Raw genomic sequence first — 24,131 nt, 5'->3', positions numbered from 1 at the left:
GGACGGAGGTAGGCCTCGTCTCCATCCCCTATTCGAGGGAGGCATCAACAGTAGGGAGTAACACTCATGCGCACATTGGGAGCTGTATGTCTTTCACTGTTGCTATCAACGATTCCTGCGACTGCATCAGATCACAATCTCAAGGAGGAATTCCGCAGGTTGACGACAGCGTACGAGCAGCACTTCAACAAGAAGGATGCTGCAGGGATCACGTCGCTTTTCACCAAGAACTACCTGCGAGTGACCCAGAATGGGATTGAGCCGGATAACACCAAATATTATGAAGGCGCGTTCAAGAGAGGGGCGGATCATCTGGCAATCACGACCAACGCTATTCAGCCTTTATCAGAGAACATGGTCATCCGCACCGGCGAAGCGCACGTCACCGGCAAGACCGAAAAGGGTGATCCTATTAACTTGAATATTGTCTGGACGACCCTTGATGTTCGTGAGAACGGGCAATGGAAGATCCGTATGCTGACATCGGTTCCTAAGCCGCAGCCGCCACAAGCAGCAAGGTAACTCGAGGAGAACTTGGGAGCGCGCGATCAAAGCGGCGGTGGCTAACCAACACCGCCGTTTTGCAATTAGCACTTGATATGCTTGCAGGAAGCGACTTTAGGAAAGCCCCAGCGGCCGTTGAGCAAGGTTCGCTATGCCGCCGCTGTTGAGGACAGGCAGACGGGGGATCCATCTGGCGATCATTGGGCCACGCCACAGGTATGCCCTCTTATGGCAACGCCCTGTGGCGCACACCATTAGTGCATGCTTCGCAACTCGCTACGCTCTCCGTAGGCTCGGAAGGATGTCGCCGTTCCTTCGACGAAAATCACTTTGGAGAACATGAAGCCGAACTGGCCTCGCTGCGCACGCGCGCCGACCCTGAATAATCGCAATTCAGGCGATCGACCACAACGTTGAGGCCGGCAAATGGCCACTTTCATTGTCAACCGACAGGCGCAAATCGACCGGGCACAGCCTCAAACAAGGAGGGCGCAATGCGGCCGGGTGTCAGCCTGTCGGAGGTCGCCCGACACTCTGGCATCGCGGGACGCCTGCTGTTCCGCGGGAAAGCAGGCGCTGACTGTGGCAGCGCCGGTGTTCCTTGCCGTCAAGGTGGTCGATGGCGGTGATGTCGGCCGAGGAGCCAGGTACCATGACGCGGCTTCCTCGGCGCGCGAAGGTTCACGCCGCCTTGGACTTCATCGACATGCGCAAAGGCCTCGATGATCTCGCCATGCTGGTGCCGGGCGTGCTGCGGCACGATCCGTTCGCCGGATCCGACGGCGGCGACCCGCTGGGAGACCGTCCGCTCCTCACAGCCACTGCGAAGCGCAGCGACTTCGGGCCCCTCGCCTATCCTGATGACGTGCTCCAGCGCATGCCCAACGGGCACCCATCAGCCGCCTCGACGACCTCTTACCCTGGAATGGCGGCCAACAACCACGTCAACTGACGCCACAGCGCAAGAAATGGACGCTTTCCAAAAAGGAAAAGCGCGTAAGCGTCGTGATGCTCGCAATAGCGCGCGGCGGTGCCCGATTGTCGGTGCATTGCGAGCACGAGCGGAGCGTTGGTGACAACGTCGTCAATGGTCCTACCGGCGATTCGATCGACCTCTCGCTTGCTCAATCGGCTCTTCGCAAGCAACGCTTGGGCTACACGCTCGATAGCACCTCGATGGCGACGCACCAGCATCCTGGTGACGGACCGGAGGCGCGCTTCCAATTCGGCCAATTTGACTGTCGTCTTAAAAAAGAGACGGACATGAGCGCCGCATCACATTCAACGGCAAACTTCAAATTCATCCGCAAGTAGAACAATGCGAATTCGAGGCCTCGCCAAAACGAGCGACGCCGCGCACCACCGAGAGCTCCCGCGGCCAGAGCGCTCAATCGATGCCAGGAATTACTTCGCCAGCTTGCATAGCGCACGTGCCGGAGCTTGGTACTGGCCGACTCGAACCGACGGGTCGCTGGGTCGGGTGAATGACGCTCTCGAACGTTCGTATCGCCTGCCAGCCGTCGATCGTGCGGCACGCGGGGGAGGAGATTTCCCCGAGTTATTCACAGGAATGCGCAAGGCCTCGCGAATCGATTCATTTTTCGTAAAGGCGACTCTAGTGGGATCTCTGCGCAACGCGATGCTTGGAGACACAGTGATGATCCAGCGTGCCCGCCTGTCGAATCAGACCGTGGGGAGCAATGGTTGCCCGCTCCGCCACGACCTCACCCCGATTCTAGTGCCGATTGGCGAGCTCAAACAGCTCGGACATGAAACGCGGCGGCATCCCAAGAGCCGACTCAAAAAATTGGCCGCGAGCCTGCAGCAGTTCGGCTTCGTTTTACCGGTCGTCGCCGATCGTGACCGCCGCATCGTGGCCGGGGCAGCGCTTGTCCAGGCGGCCGACGAACTCGGTCTTCACCAGGTCCCAGTGGTCCAGCTCCGCGATCTTACGGATGCACAGCTTCGCAGCCTCCGACTAGCGCTGAACCGCCTGGCTGAAGATAGTGACTGGGACGAGAGGGCTTTGCAGCTTGAGCTGTCGGAGCTTAGCGACCTCGATCCAGAGCTCGACTTGCAGATCACCGGGTTTGCCATGGGCCAAATCGACTCACTACTGGCAGCTCCGGACACCGATGAGGATGAACTGCCGCCTGTCGAGGCTCGGCCACCGGTCGCCCAACCGGGTGATCTCTGGAAACTTGGCGAGCACCGCATCCTCTGCGCCGATGCAACGTTCGCCGAGAGCTATCAGCTCCTGATGCAGCGTGAGCTGGCGCAAATGGTGTTTGCGGACCCGCCGTATAACGTCCCAATCGCGGGTCACGTCTCAGGCCGCGGCAGGATCACACATCCCGAGTTCCGGATGGCGTCGGGCGAGCTGTCCGCAGCCGAATTCGAGGCATTCCTGACCAAAATGCTCTCACATACTGCCGTCTTCAGCGTGGATGGATCATTGCATTATTTATGCATGGACTGGCGCGGCTTGGGGCCGCTCCTATCCGCCGCCGGCGCGATCTACACAGAAATGATCAATCTCTGCATTTGGAACAAACGAAACGGCGGGATGGGGTCGCTCTATAGATCGAAGCATGAGCTGGTGTTTATCTATAAGCACGGAAAGGCCGCCCACATCAACAATGTTCAACTCGGCAAGCATGGCAGAGCCCGTACCAATGTCTGGGACTACCCAGGTTCAAACAGCTGGGCAAATTCCCCGAAATCAAAATTAGGCCTTCATCCGACGCCTAAGCCGGTTGCGCTTGTCGCCGACGCGATCCGCGACTGCACCAAAGAGCACGACATCGTGCTCGATCCGTTCGGTGGCGCCGGCACGACATTGATCGCCGCGGAGCGCACTCGGCGCCGGTCGCGGCTGATCGAAATCGAACCTCGCTATGTGGATGTCACGATCCGGCGCTGGCAGCATGTAACCGGCAAGGCAGCCGTGAACGCCGTGACCGGCGCGCCGTTCGATCAGACCAACACCGCTAGCCTGGAGCGCAGCGGTGGCTAAGAAACCGAACAACCGCGTCGGCTACGGCAGCCCGCCCCTGCATACCCGTTTCGCGCCGGGGCAATCCGGAAACCCGCGCGGGCGGCCGAAAGGCGCCTTGAATTTCACCACCGACCTGAAAAACATCCTGCTGGCCACAGTCGCGCTGAACGACGCTGGCAGGGCACGACGCGTCACCACGCAAAAGGCAGCATTGCTTCGCTTGCGGGAAAAGGCGCTCAAAGGGGACGCGCGGGCTCTCGACAAACTCCTCTCCCTCGCGATGGCAATGACTGTCGGCTCCGCGGTGGAGACCGCGACAAGCCTACCGCCCGAAGATCAGGCCATCCTCCAGGCATATCGCCGAGACGTCTTGGCGAACGCCAATGCTGCGGCTGCAAGCCAACGCGATGAGGAGGACAACACATGAGGCCTGTTGTGGCGGCGCTGCTCCGAACTGAGTTGCGGTATTTCATCCACAAGACCTTCACCACCGTCTTTCTGGGCAGCGAATATCTGTCGAACTGGCATATCGATGCGATCGCCCATCAGCTCATGCGCGTCCACGATGGCGAATGTAGCCGTCTTCTCGTCAACCAACCGCCGCGTTCGCTCAAATCTCTTTCGGTCTCGGTATCTTTCGTCGCGTGGCTGCTGGGCCACGACCCGAGCCGGCGCATCATCGTGGTCAGCTACGCGAGCGAACTTTCCGCCGAGTTGCACCGCCAATTCAGAATGGTGATCGAGTCGGGCTGGTACCAAGCGCTGTTTCCGGCCATGCGCCCGGCTAAGGATACCGGCACCGAACTCGTGACCACGGCGGGCGGCAGCCGCTACGCAACCACGGTCGGAGGGACGCTGACCGGTCGCGGCGCCGACCTCATCATCGTCGATGATCCACACAAGGCGGAGGAGGCGCAATCGGAGACCGCGCGCAAGCGCGTCACCGACTGGTTTGGCGGCACCTTGGTCTCGCGCCTCAACGACAAGGACACCGGCCGCATCATCGTGGTGATGCAGCGCCTGCACCAAGACGATCTCGCCGGTCATCTGCTGCAAGCGGGCGCCTGGCAGCACCTCGACCTGCCGGCCACCGCGGTCGAAGATAGCGACATCCCTATCGGCAAACATCGCGTCGTTCGCCGTCGCGCCGGCGATCTGTTGCACCCGCAGCGCGAAAGCAAGCTGGTGCTGGAGCGGATCAAGGCCGAAATCGGCAGCCTGCAATTCTCGGCGCAATACCAGCAACGGCCGGTGCCGCTCGAAGGCAATCTGATCAGGCGCGACTGGTTTCGCTTTTTCGATCAGCTCCCGGCCGCGGCCGCAGCCGGCTATGTCGTACAGAGCTGGGACACCGCGATGATGACCGGACAGGCCAACGACTACTCGGTCTGCACCACCTGGCGGGTGATCAAGAACGACTATTACCTCGTAGATCTCTACCGCGGCCGACACCAATATCCCGATCTGCGGCGCGCCGTGGCCGCGCTGGCCGCAAGATATAATGCGGACGCGGTTCTAGTCGAGGACGCCGGCCCCGGCATGGCGATGCTACAGGACCTGCAACGCGATACGCCAAACGGCATGCCGCGCCCGCTTGGCATCAAGCCGGAAGGCAGCAAGGCCGATCGGATGGCGGCACAATCGTTCAGGATTGAGGCCGGACAAGTCCATCTGCCCGCAGACGCCCCTTGGCTTGATGACTATTTGCTGGAGTTGCTGGCGTTTCCCCACGGCAAGCACGACGACCAGGTCGACAGCACCTCGCAATTTCTGAAGTGGGCGGCCAATCACCCCATCTTCGACGATCTTGAGCTGAACATCATTTCGGTCGGCCGAGGGGGAGTACGGCTTCCCATAGCCATTTGAGGTCTTTTTCGCACGCCTTCGCCTATTTTCGCAGAACGAAGCCAATCGCGTACGGTCCGCAAGCTTAGTGTTGCTTTGACTTCAGAGACCGAAGCGCGCGCTTCTGCATCGCAAGTGCGTTGCGCTCATAACGCTCCAGCCCGTTGAGCCGTCTCCCGATGGCTTCGACCGGACCATCCAATAGATCGGCCAACATCGCCTGGCGGACCAATCGCACGTGCCATAGTTCGCATTTGGCATGCGCAACAGCCGCTGCGGTATCTGATCCAATCTCGCAGCCGAGACCCGCGAGAATGGCGACCATCAGCGTCGCCAACGCCGGGTCACCCGGCTTGTAAGTCCTGGCGAGTCCATGGCGCAGCGCGTTGCGGCTAGACCTCGTCTTTCCATCCGCCGTTTTCGGGCCGGTGCTGCGCGCCGCGTTGCGGCGATTGGCTTCGATTTGTCGAACTGAGGCCATGTCCGAGCTCCTCGGCCGGGGGCGGGTTGCGTCCCCGAAAGCTCGCTCCAACCTCCTGAACCATCAAGGCTTTTGTCGCCAAACGAACCGCAAAATTACTGCAGAAAGGACTGGCATCCCCGCGCGAAAGGAGCGTTAATCACCGGACCGGCCTTTCGGTCCTTGGCCCCGGTCTTTCCCCTCGCGGCGGCGGGGGTTTTGGCGGTGCGGCGGCAAGCCGCGTCAACCCAGGAGAGACCGGTGACCACGATTGCAACCGACGGCGCCGCGGCGCCCCGCTCCGTTACCACCTTGAACCGCCACGACCGCCGCGCCTTCATTGGCGGCTCGGACGCGCGCATCATCATGGGCGACGACCAGGACGCGCTGCTGCGCCTGTGGCGGGAAAAGCGCGGCGAGATCGCGCCGCAAGATTTGTCCCGCAACCTGGTCGTTCAGCTCGGCGTTGCCACCGAGGCGCTCAACCGCGCCTGGTACCAGGCCGCCACCGGGCACGCGATCACCGACATCCAGAAGCGGGTGCGGCATTCCGTCCATTCCTGGATGGCGGCCACCTTGGACGGCATCGTCGCCCAGACCGGCGCGGTGTTCGAGGCCAAGTTCATGCTGCCCTGGGCCTTTACCGAAGAGGCCGCGGCCGAGAAGCACATGGCGCAGCTGCAGCACAACATGTGGGTGGTCGCGGCCCGCGCGGCCGTGCTCTCGATCATCACCGGTGGCGGCAAATGGATCGAAATCACTGTGCATGCCGACCCGCTCTACCAGCACCTGCTGCTGACCGCGGAGAAGAAGTTTTGGCGCTGCGTGCAGAGCGGCGAGCCACCGCTGCTGTTCGGGATCGAGACCCCACGGCCGCGGCTTGCCGCCGTCAAGGTCGTCGACATGACCGCGTCCAATGTCTGGGCCGAATGTGCGGCGATCTATCTGCGCACCCGCGAGGCCCATGCCGAGCACGAGCTGGCCAAGGCCGAGCTCAAGAAGCTGCTGCCGGAGGATGCCAAGGAGGCGTTTGGCCACGGCGTTCGCGCCAAGCGCTCCAAAGCCGGCGCCGTCAGTTTTGATCCGGTTGAGATGGAGCGCGTCCATGCACCAGGCCAGTGAGCATATCGGCGCGATCGCGGCGGCGCTGGCCCGCGCGCAAGCCGCACTGACCAACCCGGAAAAGACCCTGACCGCTCAGATCCGCTCGCCGTTCCTGCGCGATGACGACCGCACCTTTCGCTACGCCTCGCTGGCGAACGGCCTCGACATCGTGCGCAAGACCTTGAGCCAGCAGGAAATCGCCACCATCCAGACCACCCGGGTCGAGGAGACCACCGGCCAGATCCACCTCACCACCCTGCTCGCCCATTCCTCCGGCGAGTGGATCTCCTCGGACTGGCCGGTCTGCGCCGCACGGGACATCGAGGCGCCGCATCGCATGGGCGCAGCGCTGACCTACGCCCGACGCTACGCTCTGTTCGCGCTGGTCGGGATTGCCGGCGAGGATGATCTGGACGCCCCGGATACGGTCGCCGGTCCACCCGCACCCCCCAACCTCAAGGCCTCGCCCGGCAAGGGCGCTCTCAACCGTCCCCCGGTGCTGCGGCCGGGCGAGTCCGCCGCACTCCGGGAGCAGCTGTTGCGCCAGCTCGAAGCGCTGCCCGCCAGCACCGATCTGCTCGGCTGGGCCATGACGAGCCTCCCGCTGAAGAACAGCCTGCAGGAGCCGGATGCCCGGCGCGTCGAGGCCGCCTATCAGGCCAAGCTTGAGGACGCCGCGCGTCCCGCCGAAAGCCAGACCGACCAACCGGCCGTCCTGGACAGCGCCCCGAGCCCACCAGCGGCGGCTCCCGCGGACGCCGAAACCGCGCTGCAGCCCGCGCCACCCGAGGCCGGGCTCGCCCTCCCCAAGGAGCCGCCCCGCAAGCGCAGCAAGGCGCACCTGCTGTTTGTCCGGGAGCAGCCCTGCCTGGTGTGCCGGGAAACCCCATGCGACGCCCATCATCTGAAATTCGCCCAACCGCGGGCGCTCGGCCGCAAGGTCAGCGATGAGTTCACGGTGCCGCTGTGCCGCGCCCATCACGAGGAGCTGCATCGGCACGGCAACGAACGGACGTGGTGGGCGAACCTGCAGATCGCGCCGTTGCCGGTCGCGCAGGACCTGTGGGCGACGAGCCCGATCCACGGTCCGACCGGCAGCGCGGTCGGCGCCCCAGCCGTCCTCGCAAACCTGGGCGCGGAGGCCGCATCCCGATGAACGGTCCCTTCCAAACCGCGCGCGAGCTGACCGCCACGACGCTACCGGCTGAGTTTGCGGCCTTGGCACCGCCGCCGCTGCTGCTGCCCGGTGAGCATCTCGACCATTACCTGGCACTGCGGCAGGCAATCTTCGCTGACCTTGCGCCCCGATCCGCCATCGAGTGGCTGCTCGCCATTGATGTTGCCGAACTGTCCTGGGAGATCCAGCGCTACCGCATGTTGAGGCACAAATTGCTCGAGACCTCTCGCCAAAAGGCCATCGAGGCGGCACTGCTGCGCATCGACATGACCGGGATCGATCCCGACTTCGAAGAGAAGGCTGCGTCCTACACGCAGCAAAATGCGCTGAGCTGGCGGATTGACCCCATCGCTGCGACCGAGATCGACGCGCGGCTTGCCGCCTACGGCTTCGATCAAGACGCCATCACCGCCGAAGTCTACGTGCAGGCGCGCGAAGTCCTGGGTCTGTTCGAAGGCTTGCTCAATGCCGCCCAGACCAAACGAATGTTGCTGCTTCGTGAGATCAGGAATCAGCGCCTTCTAAGTGCACCGATGCGCCGGCCGCGCTAAACATCGCGCTGCCGAGCGCCCCGCTTGCTTTTCGGCGCGTCAACTCCTGCCAAGATATAGCAATGGGCGACGATCAGTGATGTCGCTGCTTGCAGTCAGGGTCCGCTTCAAGGGCATCCGCGAGTAGGTCCAGCCATTGAGCCGCTTTCCGCAGCTGCTCGGATGATGGTGGCTCGCCTCGCTTCATCTGCCAGTACAGTGCGATGTCACGCGTCGGTAGCGATGACGCCTCGATGACAGCCTGCACAGCGCCGATTGCCTTATCCGGCCGGTGTGTCTGAAGTGCCTTTGCCGGCGTCATGTATTCTTGTTCATGCGTCTCGTTGGTGACCAGACGAAACGGTGCGGGCAGGCGCTTTACTTCGGATGTGCCGCGATAATACGGCGAAGCTAGTCGGAGCGTTTCGTGAGTGACCTGCACATTGATGGTCCTTGCCGGACTAGGGAGCGGTTTCGCAGGCTGCGAAACCGGCGCGCGGATCGACAAATGGGCCATGCACATCCGCCACGACCAGCGGTCAGGGTTTTGCATGAAGTACTGGCGGGCCGCCTTGGCGTGATTGCCGATATAAATCAGCGCGGCACGATCGTCCCGGCTGACGCATCGGAGACGAGCTTTGTCGATCCATTCGTGGAAAGCTTGATCACTAGGCAATTTCTTGCGCGCTGCAGAGAATGCAGCCGCCAACTCGAACGTGCCGGAGATGAAGCCCGACCGTGCTTCCTTGGTGCGCGCGTATGCATTTCTTGCGCTCCGCGCGAGCGTGGAAAGTTGTGCATTTATTGTCTTCGTCACGACCATTTCCCTTCGCTGAACGCGCTGCGCGACAGCCGACAGGCTGTCTCGAGACGTAACTGTGATGTCAGGTGAAATGGTCGTGGCCCTACTCTGTGCTGGCTTCGATGCTGGACCGTTGGCCCCTTGGGCGCAGGTCTCGGATCTTATCGCTCGGAACGGTGAGGGACACCCATACGCACGACCATGCCCAGCATGGCCTAAGTTAGTGCCATCGTCAAGCATGCGAGTGCCAGCATGCGAGTGGCTGTGGTGTAGACCCGTCCCGAGCAGGTTGCGAGGCAACACCGGAGCAGCAGCATCGCACTCGCAACCTTCGGCCCGTCTGTCAGTGAGGCTGCTGCTTGCTCACAATGTCCCTCTCCAGGGCTTCTGCAAGCATTTCCAGCCAATGCGCTGCGTCTCGGACTTGGTCGGGTGCAGGTCGCTTCCCCGGCTCCACCCGCCAGTAGAGCGCGACCCTACTCGTCGACAGCGATGATGCCTCGATCACTGCTTGCATCGCCCCGATCGCATCAAGCAACCCCGCTGTCTTACCTGGTCGAGGCTGCGGCAGGGATGCTCGTTGCTCAGGCTCGCGCGTGATCAATTTGAATGGTGCAGCGAACTCTTCGTTTCGGAAGGGTAACGATAATAAGGTGCAACGAGGCGAACGGTTTCTTCGGTAACTTGCAACCTGACTGTCGTTGCCGGACGGGCCACTGGTGTCGCAGGCTGCGAAACCGGCCCGCCCACCAAATGAGCCGCGCACCTACGCCATGACCACCGGTCCTTGTTATCCATGAAGAAACGGCGAGCCGCTTTGACGTGCCGACCAATAGTAACCAGCGAGCGCGATTATCCTTGCTGATCGACCGCAGACCAGCTTGTTCGCTCCACAGATGGAAGTCTTGATCGCTCGGCAACTTGCCGCGAGCACGACAGAAGGCGGCTGCCAACTCGAACGTGCTCGCAATGAAAGCAGCGCGCCCTCTCTTGGTGCGTTCGTACCCACGCTTGGCGTCCGCGCATGCGTATGAAGATGTGCTTTGCTTTCGTCATCCACCATTTCCCTTTTGCCGAATCGCGCTGGCGACGCTTCATTCGGTGAGCGGCCTCTAGCGGCGGCGTGATAGAGCCGGAGCAGACGGCTTACATGTCTTTGGATCTTGCAGTGTTCAAGGCCACGGACTGCACCGTGGTCACCTTTACCCCGTTGAGATCGAGCGCGCCCCCCTGATGCACGAATGGGCATAAATTGCCTCACAATTGTCATAGCGCTTCCTTTGCACCGCAATATACTTCGCCTAACAATCAAGGATGTCAGGCGAACTTTCGATGATCAGACATGCGACTCGCATGCTGGCCATAATGTATTGCGTTTACAGCCAGCCCGCCTATTCGAGCTATGAGTCCCTGGCGCTGACGCCACCGCTGTCATTCTCGCAGTTCTGCATGCAATATCCCGAGGACTGTCAGCACCACGATGATCGGAGGATCAGAGATTTCCGCTCCTCAATCCAGCGTTGGCGAGAACTCGCGCAGATCAATTCAATGGTGAATTTCGGCATAGCGCCGAAAGATCCGCGCGCAAGTCGGCGTGACGCGGAGTGGCGGATATTCCCATACGAAGGCAATTGCGGCGACTATGCCGTCACCAAGCGCCAACTGCTGCTACGATCCGGCTGGCCTAGTTCAGCACTCCTTCTCGCAGAGGTCGTCATCCAAGCAACTGGAGAGCACCACCTGGTGCTACTTGTGCGGGAGGGAAAAGCCATTCTTGTGCTTGATAATCTAAGCCCGGTGGTTACGCCGCTGGTCGATGCGTTGAATCGATTCACTATCGTCCGTGCCGAGTCAGGCACGGATCCGAAGCGTTGGACGCGGGAGGTCGCGGCCTTCTAGCATACCTCAACCGCATGGTTGTTGGCGCTCTCATCGTAGGAATAAGGAGCAGCTCTGTTGATCTTTAGAAACTCTCATGCCCGCCGATAGTCGTCTTCAATCCGGATGATGTCGTCTTCCCCGAGATAAGAGCCGGTCTGGACCTCGATCAGCTCCAGCTGGATCTTGCCGGGATTCTCCATCCGGTGGACGGCGCCCATCGGGATGTAGATCGACTCGTTCTCGTGCACCGTCTTCACCGTCTCGTTGACGGTGACCTGCGCCGTGCCGCGGACCACGATCCAGTGCTCGGCACGATGATGGTGCTTCTGCAGCGACAGCCGCCCGCCCGGCTTCACAACGATGCGCTTGACCTGGTGGCGCTCGCCATTGTCGACGGATTGATAGCTGCCCCAGGGCCGGTGCACCTTGAGATGCTCCTCGGTGACCTTCGGCGCGACCGATTTCAATTTCGTCACCAGGCGCTTCAGCCCGTTGGCATCCTTCTGCCGAGAGACCAGCACGGCGTCCGCGGTGGCGACCACGACGAGATCGTCGACGCCTTCGAGCGCGACCAGCGCGGAATCCGTGGTGACGTTGCAATTGCGGGAATCCTCGAACACGGCGGTGCCGTGCGCGGCATTGCCTTGCGCGTCCTTCTCCGACAGCTCCCACACCGCATGCCAGGAGCCGACGTCGGACCAGCCGCACGACACCGGCACGACCGCCGCGCGCGAGGTCTTCTCCATCACCGCATAGTCGATCGAGATCGCCTTGGCCGCGCCGAACGCCTCGGGCTCCAGCGTGACGAAGCCGAGATCGCGGCCGGCATTGTTGACCGCATTGGTGACGGCCTCGACGCTTGCCGCATCGACTCTGCGATATTCGTCGAGCAGCACGCTCGCCGGGAACATGAAGTTGCCGCTGTTCCAGAGATGGCCGGAATTGACGTAGTCGGAGGCCTTCACCGCGTCCGGCTTCTCTACGAAGCGCGCAACCGCCTGCACCTCGTCCGCGATCACCTCGCCCGGATTGATGTAGCCATATTCCGTTGCCGGCCGTTCCGGCTTGACGCCGAAGGTGACGATGCGCCCGGCATTCGCGGCGGTGAGGCCCTCGCGACAGGCGGCGACGAAGGCGGCATTATTCTGCACGACGTGATCGGCCGCGAGCGCGAGCACGATCGCCTCGCTGGCGCGGTTCTGCGCGAACACCGCGCCGGCCGCGATCGCAGGCCCGGAATCGCGCCGCATCGGCTCGAGGATCACGTCGGCCTCGATGCCGATCTCGGCGAGCTGCTCCAGCACCATGAAGCGGTAGGAGGCGTTGGTGATGACGATCGGCCGGTCGAACAAAGAGGGATCGGACACGCGCAGCAGCGTGTCCTGGAACGTCGAGCGCGTGCCGAACAGCGGCAGGAACTGCTTGGGCCGAACCTCGCGCGAAGCGGGCCACAGCCGCGTGCCGGCACCGCCGCACATGATCAGGGGGATTATGCGTTTGTCCAAATCTCAAGCTCCTCGCCAAATTCCAGTTCAATAAATTAGAGATCGCATTTATAGAGGCACAAACTCGCACTGGGGGATGTGAATTCGAAATAACCTTATCACGACAGCCTGTTGCCTATTCCGCAGACCTCGCAAGCCGTTAATCTAAGCTTGCTTTTTTGGTCCAGCCCATCTCCCTATTGCCTCCGCTTTCGAGTACGTACGGGTACCCAACCTAGAGATTATTATGACAAAGAAACGTGCACTTATTACTGGCGTAACTGGCCAAGACGGCGCCTATCTCGCTGAATTGCTGCTGGAGAAGGGATATGAAGTCCACGGCATCAAGCGCCGGACTTCGCTGTTCAATACCGATCGTATCGACCATCTTTACCTCGATCCGCACGAACCCAATCCGCCGTTCCGCCTGCACTACGGCGACCTGACAGACTCTTCGAGCCTGATCCGGATTGTTGGCCAGGTGCAGCCCCACGAGATCTACAACCTCGCGGCACAAAGCCACGTGGCCGTTTCCTTCGAGGAACCCGAGTACACAGCGAACTCCGACGGCCTTGGCACCCTTCGAATTCTCGAGGCGATGCGGATCGTCGGATTGGAAAAGGCGACCCGGTTCTACCAAGCATCGACGTCCGAGCTGTATGGTCTGGTTCAGGAAATCCCGCAAAAGGAGACTACGCCTTTCTACCCGCGTTCGCCGTACGCCGTAGCCAAGCTCTACGCATATTGGATCACGGTCAACTACCGCGAAGCCTATGGGATGTATGCCTGTAACGGCATCCTCTTCAACCACGAATCTCCCGTCCGCGGCGAGACCTTCGTAACCCGAAAGATCACGCGCGCTTTGGCGCGTATCCATTTGGGTCTGCAGGAGAGGCTTTATCTCGGCAATCTCGACGCATTGCGCGATTGGGGACATGCGCGTGACTACGTCGAAATGCAATGGCTGATGCTGCAGCAGGGCAAGCCTGAGGATTTCGTGATCGCTACCGGCGTGCAACATTCGGTCCGAGATTTTGTCGATGTCGCTGCCAACGAAGTGGGCATGGCGGTCCGCTGGGAAGGAAGCGGCGTCGAAGAAAAAGGATATGACGCCAAGACCGGCAAGTGTGTCGTTTCGGTCGATCCCCGCTATTTCCGCCCTACCGAGGTCGCGACGCTTCTTGGTGACCCGTCAAAGGCCAAGCAGAAGCTTGGCTGGCAGCCCAAGACGTCGTTCGAAAGCCTCGTTCGAGAAATGATGAAGGAAGATCTCGAATCCGCGAAGCGCGACGAGCTCATCAAGCAGCACGGGTTTAGATATTACCCGCGCCACGAGTAGTTTTCGCGGACCAAGGCGAGCGATCCAAGCGGAACCTAGCCGGAATGCCTCACGACCGACGAGAACCCAGTCGTGAGCAGCGCCTTTCAGGCCGGTATTCTTTTGCGCTATCGTATTGCCCTGTGCCGTGGCCTCAATTGTGCGTCGATCCGGACGCTCAACGGCGCGCCTTCCTCCTTCTGCGTCGAAATGTTCGCGGAGAGCCGGTGCCACGCTGAGTTGGCAGACGGCAAGCTCAAGAGCGGCCGAACCTCCGGGCGGAAGCACAACACCGCACCCGCGCGTGCTGAGATCATGTCGAGTTCGGCGTGAGCGAGCGATCGGGCCCACCAGGCACGCTGTTATACCATTTGGAAGCTTGTCGTTCTGATACCGTTCTTACCGCAGCCTAGCTTTGGAGCCGCCATCATTACGAACTCTTGAGGACTACTGCCATCGGCCCAGAATGGACGCGCGCTCAAGGCTTTGAAACCGAAGATGATCGCTGGCTCAGCACTAGGCTCGTGATCTGTCACGCTGGTTAAGGCATTCGGCGGCTAAGATACAACCGGCCCCGTCTCCGGCCGAGAGCGGACGAACTGAGACGAACCGTTCGACAGTATCTATCCACCGCGCGCTCATGTAACAAATGAATAATCCAGAGCACCCAGATGCGTGACGCCCGCAACCGTGAACTTATCAATTCCTCCAGCATAATGAATGGCCCATTCATCTCCTTCAACGGTTAGATACGCGCTAGCGTCATACCCCTTGAAGAGTAGTTTGTCGTGCTCGGCTACAGAGCTTGTATATACATGGAAGTCGGCAATCGTATCGTGCCCGTTGCCCTTGATATAGACAAAGGTATCGTTGCCTGCGCCTCCGAACAGCCAATCATCGCCACCTGCGCCGTCGAGAATGTCATTGCCACTTGACCCTGCCATTCGATTTGCAAGATCGTTCCCCGTTCCGTTCAAGCCTCCTTGCATCAGGCTTAGATTTTCGACATTTGGCGCGAGCGTCTGCGAAACACCCCACACCTGAACTGTATCGACACCTTCGCCCGGTTTCTCAACAATGATGGTATTTGCAGAACCGACGACATAGGTGTCGTCGCCCGCACCGCCGACAAGAGTGTTGCCCGTCCCACCCGTCTTGAGATTGTCGTTCATGGCGGTGCCATAGACGTACTGATCAGCCCGGGTGCCGCTCCAGTAGCTAGCGGCTGTACCGCTACTTGGCAGAGTTACCGGAAGCTGGAAGTTGTCACTCACGAAATCGGAAATCGCTGCCCCGCGAAAGACCAGTGTCTCATACGGCGTCAACGCGAGGTAGACATCTAATCCGACCTGGGTCATCGATGATTTGATGTCACTGAACGAGGTAAAGCTGAAGCCCGTTAGCGCAACGACATCATACTCACCTGCGCTCCCAACTTCAAAATCAGTGATGATGTCAGATCCATCCCCCAGATTGACCACGAACTTGTCACTACCACCACCTCCCGTAAGAATGTCGTTGCCTTGTCCTCCAGTGGTGACGTTTGCAGCTGAATTCCCGACGATGATGTTAGCTTGGCTGTTGCCGGTCCCATTGATCGTAGCGGCCCCGGTCAGGATGAGATTTTCGACGTAGTTGGAAAGCGTGTAGGAGACCGATACTCGCGCGGTATCAACCCCGCCCCCCGCAACCTCAATGATTTGGGCGCTAGCATCCGTGACAATATACGTATCATCGCCAAGACCACCGGTCATTAGGTCGGCGCCACCATTTTCTCCTATTAGATCGTTGCCGCCGGTCCCCGCGAGAGTGTCGGCGCTGCTTGCACCGGCAATCGTGCTAATTGAAGAGCCGCTCGACAGAAGCGTATAATTTGCCAGTGTGTACTCAGATAGTTGGTAGGCCTCAATCGAATCGATGGTCAGGGTCGCGGTAGATCCGGCGGCAGCGGCTCCGGCCCAGCCACCCATAGCGAGATTAGCGATCATGTACATCGCCGTGTTCATGTCTGCAGGCGTGGGAGCCTTGGCGATCTGAGCGCCATCGACAAAGAACGTCAGATCATACGGCGTCCATTTAACAGCAAAAGTATGCATTCCCGACGTAAGATCAGTCGTATTTGCCCAAGCGCCGGGAGCGGCCGCCGATCCAGTCGACGAGTGGACTTGCCAATGAACCTGATCCGGATCCTGCCCGAATGCCTCAAACACGTCGAGCTCGGCGCTGTACTGCCCATTGATCGGCAGCAGCCAAAAGGCAGGCCAGGCTCCCGTCGTGCTGGGCAACGTGGCTGACATCTCGAAATAGCCGTAAGTTTGGACGAAACTGTTTTCGCTCGAGATCATGCCAGTGTAGAATTGCGCTCCGCCGACATATGAGCTGACGGTCGAAGGCACCGGCTGAGCAGTGATCAACAGCTCACCATTCTCGATGGAGAAGGGATTGAGACCAAGCGAGCTTGATGCTTGCGTTCCCGGTAAACCGGAGAAGCTGCTATCGACGTAAACCCCCTGCTCCCCACTCAGCAGGTAGCTCGCTGAGCCGCTCCACGCGTAGCTAGTACGCCAAGTCAAGCTGGGGTCCTGTCCGGCTGACAACGAATCGAAATTGTCGCCAAACGTCTTCACAAGTCCCGAGAGCGGGATCACAATATCGACGTTAGCTGGTACAAAGTTTTGAACATCGGCGTGCTCAAGGGTGATCCTCTCGCCATTCTCGAGCGCAAGGTAGACATCCGTGCCAGCTTGCGTCATCGCGGCCTTTACGTCGGCAAAAGTCTTGAAATTCGCGCCGCTAATCTGAAGGATATCGCCGCCGGCTCCCGCGGTAAAATCGGTGATGACATCATTACCGTTTCCGGCTTTGATCACGAACCTATCTGTGCCGTACGCACCTGTAAGCACGTCGTCGCCAAGGCCTCCATCGATCATGTTGTGGCCGGCGTTACCAATAATGATGTTGTCAAGCGCGTTCCCGGTGGCCGGCGCCGAGTTGCTCCCGGTGAGGGTCAGATTTTCGACGTTCGGCGCGTTAACGAGGCTATAGCCGTCATACTTTGCACCTGAGATCGTATCGATACCTTGGCCAGCTTGTTCGACGACACTCGTGCTGCGGTCGTAGACGATATAGGTATCGTCGGCGGCGCCACCGACGAGAGTCACTGCCGCGCCGCTAGCCTGGAGCTTGTCATTTCCCGAGGTTCCGTAAATCGTGCCGGTCACCGCAGCGGCTGGCGCATAGGTGGCGGTCGCACTTAAGGGCAGAGGATTGTCCAGTTGGATATTCGCCGCAACCAGCGACGAGACCGCAACATTCTTTAGCGTCACGGTTTCGGTGCTGGAAAGTGCTATCACCGCATCAGGGCCAACCTGTCTGGCAGCCGCCAACAAATTCGCATATGTTGCGAATCCGTAGTTCTGCACTCGCAGCACATCACCGCCGATGCCGGCTTGGAAATCGCTGACGACGTCTGAGCCAAACCCTTTAGCGACCACGAAGAGGTCACTGGCTCCGCCTCCAATCAACACGTCGTTGCCGGAGCTTCCAAATAGGATCTCGCTTGTTGGAGCCGACGGTTGTGTCGCGGCGAGGGTCAAACTGGCGGTCGAGGTTGTTGTTAACGACCCATCTGATGCCGTGTAGTTGAAGCTGACGGGTCCATTGTAGTTCGCAGCCGGTGTATACGTCCAAGTACCATTGCCATTGTTGACTATGTCGCCGCCGCCGTTTGCCACAGTGACCGACGTGATCGATAGCGAAGAATTGTCGACATCCGTGACTCCAGCCAACAAGGCCGCAGCATCGATCGTATAGGCGACATCCTCGATACCTGCAGCGAGCGTCACCGACTTCGCCGCCGGGGCATCGTTGACCGCCGCAAGGTTCAAGCTGGCGGTCGAGGTCATTGTCAACGATCCATCCGATGCCGTGTAGTTGAAGCTGACCGGTCCATTGTAGTTCGCCGCCGGCGTATACGTCCAAGTACCATTGCCATTGTTGACTATGTTGCCGCTGCCGTTTGCCACGGTGACCGACGTGATCGATAGCGAAGAATTGTCGACATCTGTGACTCCAGCCAACAAGGCCGCAGCATTGATCGTATAGGCGGTATCCTCCATACCTGCAGCGAGCGCCACCGACTTCGCCGCCGGCGCATCGTTGACCGCCGCAAGGTTCAAGCTGGCGGTCGAGGTTGTTGTCAACGATCCATCCGATGCCGTGTAGTTGAAGCTGACCGGTCCATTGTAGTTCGCCGCCGGCGTATACGTCCAAGTACCATTGCCATTGTTGACTATGTTGCCACCACCGTTCGCCACGGTGACCGAGGTGATCGATAGCGAAGAATTATCGACATCCGTGACTCCAGCCAACAAGATCGCAGCATTGATCGTATAGGCGACATCCTCGATACCTGCCGTCAAGGTCACGGAGCTCGCCACTGGCGCATGATTGATGGCGTCATCGCGGAGGAGAACATTCACGGCGGTCAGTGAATTCAGTTTTACATTGCTGAGCCTAAGGGATTCGCTCGTTGACAGAGAGATAACGACGTCAGACCCGACTTGCTTCGCTGCAGCTTTGAAGGCGGCGAAACTTGCAAAGCCATAGTTCTCGACGCGCAGTACGTCACCACCTGCACCACCGGTGAGATCGCTAATGGTGTCGGAACCAAATCCCTTGGAGATCACAAACGTGTCGCTTCCGGCTGCTCCAGTCAACAAGTCGTTGCCGTTGCCACCAAAAAGCACGTCGTTGCCGGAAGTACCGGTTACAATGCTCGCGTAGTCGACCTTCTGAGCCTTCGCCGAGGTGGCCGGTGTTGCCGATTTTGCCATGAGTGTTCCCGCCGTTTGATGCAGGACGATCCGAACTTTCCTCAAACATTCGATTATCCAGATACAAACAAATTGAACTAGAACTCACCTGCGCTTCGCTGACTTAACGTTGAGCTTATGGGGTTCTCGGACAATCTTGCGCCTCATGCCTTGCTGGAGGCACATAAACCAGTATGCCTTAGGTGACTACACAACGTTCGGCACAATCTGGCCGCAGCTGGCGCGAGCACTAGCCCTCCTTTCTCCCCATGACCGAGGCTTACCTTGGAGTTCGCCTGCTTGCTTCAGAAGAGGAAAGGACGGCCTACTTGAGTCAAGTTAAGTTAGCGCGACGTTTCTGGCCCAACTGAAACCAACCACTGTTAATTTAAGATTGAAGTTTTCGGACGGACTTCATTTCCGACTACGAATGGCGGCGAATAGAGACTGTTCATGACAAGAACGTGGATTAGTTACTGGCGTGACGGGCCAAGACGGCGCCTGTTTCGCTGAATTGCTCCTGCCAAAGAGGTAGAAAGTCCACGGGATCAAGGCGCCGTCTCTCTCTTCAACACAGCGCCGTATCGATCACCTCATCTAGATCCTCACGAGCTGAATCCAGCGTTCCGCCAAACGCAACATCTGAACTGTATCGTCTTGTCCAGGAGATTCCGCAAAAGAGGCCAACGCCTCCGCGCTCGCCGTACCCGGTCACCAAGCTCTGAGCTACTGGATCACGTCAATTGCCGCGAAGCCTATGGGATTTACGCCTTCAACGGCATCCTCTTTGACAATGAATCTCCCGTCCGCGGCGAGACATTCGTCACTCGGAAAGAATCACGCGTGCCTCGGCGCGCATCCATTTGGGCCTGCAGGAACGGCTCATCAGGACAATTTGGAAGCCCTCCGCGATTGCGGGACACGCGCGTGACCACGTCGAAATGCAATGGCTAATGCGACAGCAGGAGAAGCCGGACGTGATTGCTACGGGCGCGCAGCATTTCTGTCCGAGATTCTGTCAATGCCTCCGCCAAACGAAGTCGGGGCATGACCAGTTCTGATGAGGGAAGATCGCGATTCCCGCAGAGCGCGACGAACTGATCAAGCAGCACGGATTCAGAGACTATTCCAACTAGTATCCGCGACACGAGTGATAGCGGCGCGAGGCTCGACTGCTCGCTCTAAAGCCGGGACGGCCAGAAGAGCGCTGCGGCCCTTCTGGCAAGGATTGGACAGTCCGGGGCGGCCGATACGCGGCTTTTACTCAAACCGCCCGACGGGCGACTGCGAGCGCCAGTCGCGCAGAGCAGCCACAAGGTCAAATTGTCGAACAAATCCGTCGCTTTGCAATTTTTTCGGAACGATATTGGTAGACCTAAAAAGCTTCAGGACACGCGCTCGATTGATCGGGGTCTTCAAGCCGAGCTTGGAAAGCAGTTCAAATGCTAGCCCTCCCAGAAGAATGAGGCTTATCGGAATTGTAAACTTCGGCTCTGGCAAATTGGCCACCCGGCAAAAGGCCGCGCAAATGCCTTCCGTCGTCACCGGTTCGTCGAACGCAAAATTGTAGATTGTGAGCATCTCTTCGCTGCGACGAGCGAACTCCAATGAGGCGACCAAATCTTTAACGTATCCGCAGGCTTTTTTGGTGTCTCTCCTGCCAGGATAGAAGAACGCCCTTCTCTCCAGTGATCGAGCTAACCTGGTGAAATTCCCTCGTTCCTGAAACCCAAATACAACGGCCGGCCGGACAATCACCAGCTTTCGGTCCCTCGGCTCCTCTAGTTGCCAACTCTGATGAATACCTTCGGCTAGAAGCTTCGATTTTCCATACGAACTCTCGGGGTTAGGATCCGAGAATTCTGAGATCTCATCTTCACTCGGTCCATAGACCGAGATCGAGCTTGTAAAAAGTAGCGTCTTCACTCTTGCAAGCCGGGCATATTGCGTCACGTTCAAGGCGCCGGATACGTTGGTCCAGTAGTACTCCCAGTCCTCCGGGCCCGGAGTAACGTGCACAGCCGCAAGGTTGTAAATCTCCGTAACCCCAGGTGCCAGGTCCGCCGGAATTGGCGACCTCACATCGCAAAAGATATATTCGACACCCTTGGACCTGAATCTCGGCTGCGGCGCGATATCCGCGCTTACGACTCGAACATATTTGCCTGAAGCCACAAGCTCACGAGCAAGATGTGAGCCGATGAATCCGTGGCCACCGAATATCACTGCAATTCTGCCACCGATCTCCATTAGATGCCCCTGCTTCCCTGAAATGTCATGCCTTGCCAATTAACCCGAGATATTGGTTCATAATGGTTTGTTTGTTCATGCACTCGGACACGAAAGTGCGGCCGTTCTCACCTTTTCGCTCTAACTCGTCCTTTCTATCGAGAAGGCTGGTCACTGCTTCAAACAAGCCATCCTCGTCTCCCGGCGAAACGCAAATTCCTGCTCCAGAGCGCTGCGTGAGCACGTCAAGCGGACTTCCGGCCTCCGCTATACAGACATACGGTCGTCCAGCCGCCATAATTGAGAAAAGCTTGGATGGCAGTGCGTAGTTTGCGACGTCCAGCGCTTGTGGCACCATGTGGAGAGCAGCCGCCTGCAAGCTCGGAACGAACTTGTCCACATCCACCAGCGGCGCAAACCTGGTATTAGTCACGCCTGCCTGCTGAAACAGGCGAACGATCCGTTCTTTTTCTGAGCCGTCTCCCTGCATCACGACTTTGATGTCGGCCCTTTCGAGTGAAAGGCGTTTGATCAATGGTAGAAGCTGATCCAGATTCTGCTTCTTTCCAAAGTTTCCGGAATACATCAATGTTAGGGGGTGGACTGGAATGGGCGATTCAGACGCAGGTGAAGCCCAGATAGAAATGACGTCGATCGGGCTCGTACACCCGATCTTCTCAAGCTCGCACTTCATTCCTTCGGTCAGTACGACAACCCGATCCGACCGATTGAGTACGAAGCTCTCCACTCGCTCCATCATTCGCAATATCAGAGGGTTCTTAGCAATACCAAGTGACCGCGCTAACCCACTTTCGATATCGTGAACGATGGTTAGCACCTGTGCGCCACTCATAAGTTTTACCAATAATGCAGCGAAGACGGTCAAAATACTCGGGACGTAGGCGATAACGACGTCCGGTCTGCTGAAACGTCCGAGCAATGCTTTCCGACAAACTGAAATTACAAAGCGAATGTCGTTCTTCACGCGCTCCTTGAAGCCGCCGACGCCTCTCTCACTTACCCCGACTCGAGACACCTTGATGTTTTCAAACGTCTCTTCGTCGCGACTGCCATCGCTCCATGCACGGAAATTCTCTGCCGTGGGATAATGCGGTCGAAAAGCTATTGTGTGCAGCCGATGCCCCGCGCCCTGCAAATACCTTGCAAGGTCGGTACAATACGGCGCGGACCCTATCTCTTCCGGCCAAAAATAAGGAGACAAATAAAGAATAGTCTTCGTCAACTTAAAAACCTCAGCCCAACAGCAATTATAACCTACGACCTGACGATCGCATCCAGCCTGCGACCTCCGCTCTGCAGGAAATCATTGTACGTCGCCGCCAGACCGGACCCCAGAGTGGTGTTCGGCCGCCAACCGATCGCTCTAATCCTAGAGCTATCTAGCAGCTTGCGTGGCGTACCATCGGGTTTAGACGTGTCGAAGACCAGCTTGCCCCTGTAGCCCACAACGTCCGCAACCGTTGTCGCAAAGTCAGCAATCGACAACTCGTCTCCACTACCGACATTGATTGGAAGATCGCTTGAGTAGTGCTTCAGAAGGAAAACGCAGGCATCCGCAAAATCATCGACATTGAGGAATTCGCGGAGCGGCGTCCCGGTGCCCCACACCGAAACGCTGGGTGCATTGGCGAGCTTGGCTTCGTGGAAGCGTCGGATCAACGCGGCCGGGACGTGACTATGATCCGGATGATAATTGTCGCCACGGCCGTAGAGATTGGTCGGCATCACCGAGATGAAATCGTCGCCGAATTGCCGCCGATACGCCTGACACATCTTGAGGCCAGCAATCTTGGCGATTGCGTACCACTCGTTGGTGGGCTCTAGCGGCCCGGTCAGCAATTCGCTTTCGGCCATCGGCTGCTTGGCGTGCTTGGGATAGATGCAGGACGAACCGAGGAACAGCAGGCGCCGCACACCCACCGCGTGACTTGCGCGGATCACGCTCAATTCCAGCGCAAGGTTGTCGCAGAGAAAGTCGACGGGGAAATTGTTATTGGCTGCGATACCGCCGACCTTCGCAGCGGCATGAACCACGACGTCCGGGCGATTGGCCTCGAGCCATCTGAGCGTGGGTTCTTCCTTTGTGAGGTCCAGCTCACGCCGGTCAGCCGTGAGCACGGTGCAATTCTCTGAGGCAAGCCGGCGGACGACAGCTGATCCAACCATGCCGCGGTGACCCGCGACGAAGACACGTTTGCCCGTGAGATCGTAGGTTGAAGCCCCTGTCATCGTATCCTCTATCAGCACCCGGCCGCCTGGATCGCACCACATGGCGAGATCCGGCGACCAGCCGCTTTACGCAATCACGCTGCCGATGCAGCCCCGCCGAACTGCTAACACAATCTTCACCATGCGACAGCCTATCCCGGCCCGACAAAGATATTCATGGTGAACCTGCGCTGCGCGCACAAATGATCAGCACACAATGAAACAAAAACGAGCAAGGCAGCCGCATCAATTGCGCGACTGCCTTGAGAACGATCGGTGACAGGCGGCAGCCGCCGCTCGGTTCACCTCGATCTTAGTACGCCCGGCGCAGGACCGGACCGACAGGCGCGCAAACGCGATCCATGTACCAGCCATAGGGCGTCTCGACCCGCACCAACGGACAGTGGCGCCGCGGCACATACCGGTAGGGGTAGGGCTGCGCCCAGAATGTAACAGGCGTCACCTGGCTGTCGCCTGTGAGCAGGGCGGCCGGCGCTGGCATCTGCATTGCGGCGCTCGCTCCGCTCGCTGCGCAGAAGGTAACGGTTGCAGCCAAAAGACCTGTTCGCGTCAACGTCTTAAACATCCCAAAAAGCTCCTCGCGCTCTGCGGATTTGATTCCCGAATGCGCTCCTCAGATCCGAGCCAACCGACGTTCCCTGTCGTGAGGCCGCTCCGCGACCAGCCCAAATAGTCAACCGAACTTTACCAAGCCCACCCCCGAAAATGCAACCGATCCTGAGGCAGCCGTGGGTG

The 24,131-nt window shown here is 59.1% G+C and carries 19 protein-coding genes and 1 pseudogene; 13 read left to right on the top strand and 7 right to left on the bottom strand.

The window, feature by feature from the left end; genetic code table 11:
• The first annotated feature begins 66 nt into the window (after window positions 1-66).
• The 6 genes from I6F16_RS23635 to terL all read left to right on the top strand — a co-directional run bounded on the left by I6F16_RS23635 (window position 67) and on the right by terL (window position 5,368).
• Entirely contained in the window at window positions 67-522 is a 456-nt protein-coding gene (locus I6F16_RS23635; protein ID WP_225174040.1) for a nuclear transport factor 2 family protein, read from the top strand.
• Between the two features lie 634 nt (window positions 523-1,156).
• Window positions 1,157-1,456: a hypothetical protein gene (locus tag I6F16_RS23630; protein ID WP_225174039.1), complete on the top strand. Its 300-nt coding sequence runs from the start codon at window positions 1,157-1,159 to the stop codon at window positions 1,454-1,456.
• Window positions 1,457-1,509: 53 nt separating this feature from the next.
• Window positions 1,510-1,818 (top strand): hypothetical protein, encoded by a 309-nt coding sequence (locus I6F16_RS23625; RefSeq protein ID WP_225174038.1) that lies wholly within the window; start codon window positions 1,510-1,512, stop codon window positions 1,816-1,818.
• Between the two features lie 343 nt (window positions 1,819-2,161).
• Window positions 2,162-3,520: a DNA methyltransferase gene (locus I6F16_RS23620; RefSeq protein ID WP_225174037.1), complete on the top strand. Its 1,359-nt coding sequence runs from the start codon at window positions 2,162-2,164 to the stop codon at window positions 3,518-3,520.
• Window positions 3,513-3,929, top strand: coding sequence for a DUF5681 domain-containing protein (locus I6F16_RS23615; RefSeq protein WP_225174036.1), 417 nt, complete (start codon window positions 3,513-3,515; stop codon window positions 3,927-3,929). The genes I6F16_RS23620 and I6F16_RS23615 overlap by 8 nt, the downstream gene beginning before the upstream one ends.
• 8 nt (window positions 3,930-3,937) lie before the next feature.
• A complete protein-coding gene (gene terL / locus I6F16_RS23610) occupies window positions 3,938-5,368 on the top strand; it encodes a phage terminase large subunit (protein WP_225174035.1) in 1,431 nt (476 codons plus the stop codon).
• A gap of 64 nt (window positions 5,369-5,432) precedes the next feature.
• Here the strand turns inward: terL and I6F16_RS23605 are convergent, their stop codons facing one another.
• Window positions 5,433-5,828 carry a hypothetical protein gene (locus tag I6F16_RS23605; RefSeq protein WP_225174034.1) on the bottom strand — a complete coding sequence of 132 codons (396 nt, stop codon included), beginning with the start codon at window positions 5,826-5,828 and terminating at the stop codon, window positions 5,433-5,435.
• Window positions 5,829-6,068: 240 nt separating this feature from the next.
• Here I6F16_RS23605 and I6F16_RS23600 point away from each other — a divergent pair, with 240 nt between their 5' ends.
• The 3 genes from I6F16_RS23600 to I6F16_RS23590 are packed head-to-tail and all read left to right on the top strand — an operon-like array spanning window position 6,069 to window position 8,639.
• Window positions 6,069-6,929 carry a YqaJ viral recombinase family protein gene (locus I6F16_RS23600; RefSeq protein ID WP_225174033.1) on the top strand — a complete coding sequence of 287 codons (861 nt, stop codon included), beginning with the start codon at window positions 6,069-6,071 and terminating at the stop codon, window positions 6,927-6,929.
• The gene (locus I6F16_RS23595) at window positions 6,913-8,067 is read left to right on the top strand and encodes an ERF family protein (protein ID WP_225174032.1); all 1,155 of its coding nucleotides are present in this window, start codon (window positions 6,913-6,915) and stop codon (window positions 8,065-8,067) included. Before I6F16_RS23600 ends, I6F16_RS23595 begins: the two co-directional genes overlap by 17 nt.
• Window positions 8,064-8,639 carry a hypothetical protein gene (locus I6F16_RS23590; RefSeq protein ID WP_225174031.1) on the top strand — a complete coding sequence of 192 codons (576 nt, stop codon included), beginning with the start codon at window positions 8,064-8,066 and terminating at the stop codon, window positions 8,637-8,639. Before I6F16_RS23595 ends, I6F16_RS23590 begins: the two co-directional genes overlap by 4 nt.
• A gap of 73 nt (window positions 8,640-8,712) precedes the next feature.
• Here I6F16_RS23590 and I6F16_RS23585 read toward each other — a convergent pair whose 3' ends face one another.
• Window positions 8,713-9,435 carry a hypothetical protein gene (locus tag I6F16_RS23585; RefSeq protein ID WP_225174030.1) on the bottom strand — a complete coding sequence of 241 codons (723 nt, stop codon included), beginning with the start codon at window positions 9,433-9,435 and terminating at the stop codon, window positions 8,713-8,715.
• A gap of 1,338 nt (window positions 9,436-10,773) precedes the next feature.
• Here I6F16_RS23585 and I6F16_RS23580 point away from each other — a divergent pair.
• On the top strand, window positions 10,774-11,319 hold the full coding sequence (locus tag I6F16_RS23580) for a transglutaminase-like cysteine peptidase (protein WP_225174029.1): 546 nt from the start codon (window positions 10,774-10,776) through the stop codon (window positions 11,317-11,319).
• Window positions 11,320-11,393: 74 nt separating this feature from the next.
• On the opposite strand, the gene I6F16_RS23575 is transcribed toward I6F16_RS23580, so the two are convergent.
• Window positions 11,394-12,806, bottom strand: a complete 1,413-nt coding sequence (locus I6F16_RS23575; RefSeq protein WP_225174028.1) for a mannose-1-phosphate guanylyltransferase/mannose-6-phosphate isomerase — start codon at window positions 12,804-12,806, stop codon at window positions 11,394-11,396.
• 226 nt (window positions 12,807-13,032) lie between these two features.
• On the opposite strand from I6F16_RS23575, the gene gmd reads away from it, so the two are divergent.
• Both gmd and I6F16_RS23565 read left to right on the top strand, forming a co-directional pair.
• On the top strand, window positions 13,033-14,124 hold the full coding sequence (gene gmd / locus I6F16_RS23570; protein ID WP_225174027.1) for a GDP-mannose 4,6-dehydratase: 1,092 nt from the start codon (window positions 13,033-13,035) through the stop codon (window positions 14,122-14,124).
• 72 nt (window positions 14,125-14,196) lie between these two features.
• Window positions 14,197-14,436 (top strand): hypothetical protein, encoded by a 240-nt coding sequence (locus tag I6F16_RS23565; RefSeq protein ID WP_225174026.1) that lies wholly within the window; start codon window positions 14,197-14,199, stop codon window positions 14,434-14,436.
• A gap of 305 nt (window positions 14,437-14,741) precedes the next feature.
• Here the strand turns inward: I6F16_RS23565 and I6F16_RS23560 are convergent, their stop codons facing one another.
• The gene (locus I6F16_RS23560) at window positions 14,742-18,938 is read right to left on the bottom strand and encodes a cadherin-like domain-containing protein (protein ID WP_225174025.1); all 4,197 of its coding nucleotides are present in this window, start codon (window positions 18,936-18,938) and stop codon (window positions 14,742-14,744) included.
• Window positions 18,939-19,398: 460 nt separating this feature from the next.
• On the opposite strand from I6F16_RS23560, the pseudogene I6F16_RS23555 reads away from it, so the two are divergent.
• A pseudogene (locus tag I6F16_RS23555) lies at window positions 19,399-19,952 on the top strand (GDP-mannose 4,6-dehydratase); the annotation flags it as partial.
• 225 nt (window positions 19,953-20,177) lie between these two features.
• Here I6F16_RS23555 and I6F16_RS23550 read toward each other — a convergent pair.
• The 3 genes from I6F16_RS23550 to I6F16_RS23540 are packed head-to-tail and all read right to left on the bottom strand — an operon-like array spanning window position 20,178 to window position 23,396.
• Window positions 20,178-21,167 (bottom strand): NAD-dependent epimerase/dehydratase family protein, encoded by a 990-nt coding sequence (locus I6F16_RS23550; RefSeq protein ID WP_036011210.1) that lies wholly within the window; start codon window positions 21,165-21,167, stop codon window positions 20,178-20,180.
• A 25-nt stretch (window positions 21,168-21,192) separates the two neighbouring features.
• Window positions 21,193-22,389 (bottom strand): glycosyltransferase family 4 protein, encoded by a 1,197-nt coding sequence (locus I6F16_RS23545; protein WP_225174024.1) that lies wholly within the window; start codon window positions 22,387-22,389, stop codon window positions 21,193-21,195.
• 32 nt (window positions 22,390-22,421) lie between these two features.
• Complete coding sequence (locus I6F16_RS23540) at window positions 22,422-23,396, bottom strand: GDP-L-fucose synthase (protein WP_225174023.1); 975 nt, start codon at window positions 23,394-23,396, stop codon at window positions 22,422-22,424.
• Window positions 23,397-24,131: the final 735 nt, after the last annotated feature.

This window comes from Bradyrhizobium sp. IC4060 (assembly GCF_020193715.1).
In the GTDB taxonomy this organism is placed as follows: domain Bacteria; phylum Pseudomonadota; class Alphaproteobacteria; order Rhizobiales; family Xanthobacteraceae; genus Bradyrhizobium; species Bradyrhizobium yuanmingense.
The sequence above is the reverse complement of the archived record's forward strand: the minus strand, read 5'-3'. Positions and strand labels throughout refer to the sequence as shown.